Raw genomic sequence first — 4,217 nt, 5'->3', positions numbered from 1 at the left:
GTCGACCTTGCTGTCGGAGATGTACACGTAGTAGCTCAACGACACTGCCGGATCCTCCCGAGCCTCGACCCTCCCAGCCTATCGATCACGGCCGTCGTGAGCCATGGAATGCGCGGTCGAAGGGAGTTGACCGAAGCGTCGACGGCGCTCCACATCACCCAGGCGGTTGCAGTGCACCGCAGTGCACCGCAGTGCACCGAAGTCCGACAAGACCGATCACAAGCAGCAGCGCATGGTCGAGTGCGGGATCAATCGGCTCCAGAACCACCGGGCCGTGGCCACCCGGTGCGTCGAACTCGCCGTCCGCCACGGAGCGACGGTGCTGGTCGCAACCATCGACGCATGGTTGCGACCAGCACCTTGTGCCGGCCCTCGGACGACGTCACGTTCGTCGCGAACGGGGTCAGGCGAGCTGGTCCTTGTCGGTCGGGAGCCAGACCGTCATGGTCGCCGGGTCGATGGGGATCGAGACATGCTCGTGCGTGATCGACCACGCTCCGTGCGTCCGCCGGAGGCAGACGCTCTCCCGTACCCATATCGAGGCCTGGAGGCCGCCCTTCCGCTCTCCCGAGTCACGGTGGAGCATGTGCGCGAAGGCGGTGTCTTCGCCGGCCACGACGGTGAGGTCGTGCGTCTCCAGGCTGATGGGGCCGACGTATCCGTCGAACCACCGCACGAAGTTGCGACGGATCTCGTCGGTGCCGGTGAACCTCAGCGGGGGGACGACGTCGTAGTAGACGGCGTCGGCGGCGTAGAAGGACATGAGTCGGTCGATGTCCTTGGTCTGCTGGGCGTCGGCGCGGCTCGCGAAGAGGGCCCGGAGCTCCGACTCGTGGGTGGTGGTCATTCGAGTACTCCTTCGGTGGTGTCGTGCTGGAGGGGAGGAGGGAGGGCGGACTCAGGCGGCGCGTCCGGCCTTGAGCGCGGCGGTGACCTCGACGACCCGGCGAGCCTGGTGGCGAGCGGCCGCCAGGCTCACCTCGCCGGGCTCCGCGTCGCCGACCACGGCCGAGGTGCCGTAGGGATTGCCCGACGTGAACTGGACCGGGTCGGTGTAACCGGGTGGCACGATGACGCCGCCCCAGTGGTAGAAGGTGTTGCCGAGCGCCAGAAGGGTCGATTCCTGCCCGCCGTGGGCGGTGTTGGACGCAGTGAAGGACGAGTACACCTTGTCCGCGAGCTTGCCCGCGAACCACAGGGGCCCGGTCGTGTCGATGAACTGCCTCAACTGCGCCGCGGGGTTGCCGAATCGGGTCGGGGTACCGAAGAGCACCGCGTCGGCCCACTCCAGGTCGCCGTGTCCTGCCTCGGCGACCTCGGCGGTGTCCTGGTGATGCCGGGCCCAGGCCGGATGGGCGTCGATCACCTCGGCCGGGGCGGTCTCGGCCACCTTGCGGAGCCGGACGTGCGCCCCGGCCTTCCGCGCGCCCTCGACGACGGCTCGTGCTAGGGCGTGCACGTTGCCGCTGGTGCTGTAGTAGATGACTGCGACGTTCACGGGCTCCATGCCGTTCTGCCTCCGTCTGCTTCCGTCACGTTCCTTTGCCGGGTACGACGAGACGGCCCGGCGAAATGTGAGGCGGGGCGGCGACCTCACGTTTCGGGGCGCTGCCGCGTCATGACGGTGTAGGAAGATGCGACCGAGGAGCCTTGGACCATGACGCACCGTTCGACCGCGCCGCAGGACAGCCGACCGGATTCGACGACGAACGCGCTTGAGGCCGAGCGCCGCCGGCTGATCAATCTTGCCTACCGGATGCTGGGCTCGCTGGCCGAGGCCGAGGACACCGTTCAGGAGACGTACGCGCGCTGGTACGCGATGCCCCCGCGGCAGCGGGAGGCCGTGGCGTCCCCCGGTGGCTGGCTGACCAAGGTCACCGGCCGCATCTGCCTCGACGTGCTGCGCTCGGCACGGGCCAGGAGGGAGCGCTACGTGGGGGAATGGGTGCCCGAGCCGCTGCCCGCGCGCACCGAGTGGCCCACCGGCGCGACGGACGACAGCACGGCCGACCCGGCCGATCGGGTCACGCTCGACGAGTCGGTCAGCATGGCCTTCCTCGTCGTCCTGGAGGCGATGACCCCGGCGGAGCGCGTGGCGTTCGTGCTGCACGACGTCTTCCGCTACCCGTTCTCCGAGGTGGCCGACATCGTCGGCCGCACCCCGGCTGCTTGCCGACAGCTGGCCTCCTCCGCCCGACGCCGCGTCGACGCCTCACGGGCTCCCCTGTCACCGGCGGACCAGCGGGCGGATGTGGTGAGGGCGTTCAGGCAGGCGTGGGAGGCGAAGGACATCCCCGCCCTCATCGGCCTGCTCGACCCTGGTGCCGTCGCCGTCGGTGACGGCGGCGGACTCGTCACCGCCTTGCTCCACCCGGTCGAGGGCGCGGAGTCCATCGCCCGCTTCTTCGCCGACCGGACGCTCCCGGGCCGGCTCACGGTCCGGGAGCGCACGGTCAACGGCCAGCCCGGCCTGGTGGCCCACGTGGACGGCGCCGTTGTGTCGGTGTACGCCTTCGACATCGCGAACGGACGGATCCGGCGGATCTGGGCCGTGCTCAATCCCGAGAAGCTCAGGCCGTGGAAGTCGGCCTGAAGGTGAGGTCCTGGGCGGAATAGAGGTGCCCAGCGGCAGCCACCGGCCCGAACCTCCCCACCATTCCTGGCGGCGGCTGCGCTCACGCGTGCCGCTCCGGGTTCAGGCGGCACCCGGGCCACCGAGGTCGCTGCACCACCTCAGTTCTTCGGTCCGGCGTTCACGTGGTTCACGGATCTACTGCTCGCCTTCGGCTTCCGGCCGTGGCGTCTCGTAGACGTGGGCGAGGGCGGTGTCCAGGAGGTGGCGCAATTGGGCCGGCGTCGGGGCGACGGCGGTGGCGATGAGGGCCTGGGGGTCGGCGAGAGGGGTCAGTACGGCGTGTCCCCCTGCCGAGCCGTCGCCGATGACGTGCGGCTCCTGTGGCGCGTCCAGTCCTGGATCGACCAGGAGGAGCTGTCCGGTCGCCCGGTGGCCCCCGAGGACGGCCGGGCCGTCCCACGCCGGTGCCGGGTGGCCGTAGGCGGAGTGCTGGTCGAGGAGCGGTCGTCCGCCGCGCCGTACGGTCAGCCGGGTGGTGAGGTGACCCGGCGCCTCGCCTGAGCGGCCCAGGAGCTGCTCCTCCCGCATGAGCAGACGGGAGGTGGGGGCGAGGTCCACGGTGAACGTCTGGTGGAGGACGCTGCCCCGGGTACTGATCAGGGGCTCGGGCAGCCAGTGCAGGGAGGCCGTGCTCCCTCGGGCAGACGGCCTCGCGCCGGCGATCACCGGCCGGGCTCCGGGCCCGCATCGGCTGGTTTCGCCCCCGTGCGCTCCTGCTGCGGGTGCCGAAAGGTATCGAGGGCAGTCGGTCGGTCACAGGGACGGGACAAGGGAGGATGGGCATGAGCGGGTCGGTCGGCAAGGCGCGTCTGGCTGTGGCGGGGAGCCTCCTCGCCGTACTGCTGGTGGCGGCGCTGTCAGGCTTCCTGGCGGGAGCTGTCGCAGGAGAAAAGGAACTGGACGTCGCCGCAGGACGGTCCTTGGCCGCCGTGGTGGTCGTGCTGGCGATGGTGGCGACTGCCGGGGCCTGGTGGTGGACTCGTCGCCGGGCGGCAAGGTTCGGGCTGAGCGCGAGTCGATACATGCGGGTCGGTCGCCGGATCCAGCGCGGAAAGGTGCCGGAAGATCCCGCCGAGCTGCCGGCCGCGATCGACATCGCGACGCGACAGCGCCGCGTGCTGAGCGTGCTGAGCCGTCGCTGGGTGTGGTGGCTCCTGGGAGCTGCGGCGCTGCTGTGGCTCGCGAACGCGGTGGCCCAGCTGTTCGCCCAGAACTACGGGTACGCCTGCTTCAGCTTCCTTCTGGGAGGCTTGACGCTGATCAATCCTCTGTCCATGCGTCGGCAGCGACGGCGGTTGGGGGCCGTGGAGCGTGCCCTGCATGCTCAGGGGACGCCAGGAGCCCCCAGCACCTCCTGACGAGAAGCGAGGGTCCACAGGGAACGGCCTGCTGTCGTGCTGGCGCAGGTAACCGCAGCGTGGATGATCTTCGGGGCAACGCTCACGTGGGGCCCATCGCGACGGGCTGCGCGATGGGCCCCACGTCCATGTGCAGGTATGGAGTCAGCAGGTCAGAAGTAGTGCTTTCGTCCGCCGACGGCTCGACCAGTGGCGCCGAGGAGCCACAGGACGGCGCCGACGAC

The 4,217-nt window shown here is 70.2% G+C and carries 6 protein-coding genes; 2 read left to right on the top strand and 4 right to left on the bottom strand.

Going from position 1 to position 4,217, the window contains the following annotated elements; genetic code table 11:
* Positions 1-403: 403 nt before the first annotated feature.
* Together RIF68_RS29210 and wrbA are read right to left on the bottom strand one after the other, a co-directional pair.
* Positions 404-847 (bottom strand): nuclear transport factor 2 family protein, encoded by a 444-nt coding sequence (locus RIF68_RS29210; RefSeq protein WP_309054283.1) that lies wholly within the window; start codon positions 845-847, stop codon positions 404-406.
* Positions 848-898: 51 nt separating this feature from the next.
* On the bottom strand, positions 899-1,507 hold the full coding sequence (wrbA, locus tag RIF68_RS29205) for an NAD(P)H:quinone oxidoreductase (protein ID WP_127445260.1): 609 nt from the start codon (positions 1,505-1,507) through the stop codon (positions 899-901).
* A 150-nt stretch (positions 1,508-1,657) separates the two neighbouring features.
* On the opposite strand from wrbA, the gene sigJ reads away from it, so the two are divergent.
* Positions 1,658-2,593 carry an RNA polymerase sigma factor SigJ gene (gene sigJ, locus RIF68_RS29200; RefSeq protein WP_031018565.1) on the top strand — a complete coding sequence of 312 codons (936 nt, stop codon included), beginning with the start codon at positions 1,658-1,660 and terminating at the stop codon, positions 2,591-2,593.
* A gap of 177 nt (positions 2,594-2,770) precedes the next feature.
* Here sigJ and RIF68_RS29195 read toward each other — a convergent pair whose 3' ends face one another.
* Complete coding sequence (locus tag RIF68_RS29195) at positions 2,771-3,301, bottom strand: urease accessory protein UreD (protein WP_375165755.1); 531 nt, start codon at positions 3,299-3,301, stop codon at positions 2,771-2,773.
* 116 nt (positions 3,302-3,417) lie between these two features.
* Here RIF68_RS29195 and RIF68_RS29190 point away from each other — a divergent pair, with 116 nt between their 5' ends.
* The gene (locus RIF68_RS29190; protein ID WP_037821977.1) at positions 3,418-3,993 is read left to right on the top strand and encodes a hypothetical protein; all 576 of its coding nucleotides are present in this window, start codon (positions 3,418-3,420) and stop codon (positions 3,991-3,993) included.
* A gap of 152 nt (positions 3,994-4,145) precedes the next feature.
* Here RIF68_RS29190 and RIF68_RS29185 read toward each other — a convergent pair.
* Positions 4,146-4,217 (bottom strand): DUF6131 family protein (locus tag RIF68_RS29185; protein ID WP_309054284.1); only part of this gene is annotated, 72 nt, incomplete at its 5' end.

The sequence above is a fragment of the Streptomyces sp. genome, assembly GCF_031178505.1.
Taxonomy (GTDB): Bacteria; Actinomycetota; Actinomycetes; order Streptomycetales; family Streptomycetaceae; genus Streptomyces; species Streptomyces gulbargensis.
The sequence above is the reverse complement of the archived record's forward strand: the minus strand, read 5'-3'. Positions and strand labels throughout refer to the sequence as shown.

Coding starts and splice junctions, on each gene's coding strand:
- RIF68_RS29190 (WP_037821977.1), top strand. CDS start 3,418: ATGAGCGGGTCGGTCGGCAAGGCGCGTCTGGCTGTGGCGGGGAGCCTC.
- RIF68_RS29210 (WP_309054283.1), bottom strand. CDS start 847: ATGACCACCACCCACGAGTCGGAGCTCCGGGCCCTCTTCGCGAGCCGC.
- wrbA (WP_127445260.1), bottom strand. CDS start 1,507: ATGGAGCCCGTGAACGTCGCAGTCATCTACTACAGCACCAGCGGCAAC.
- sigJ (WP_031018565.1), top strand. CDS start 1,658: ATGACGCACCGTTCGACCGCGCCGCAGGACAGCCGACCGGATTCGACG.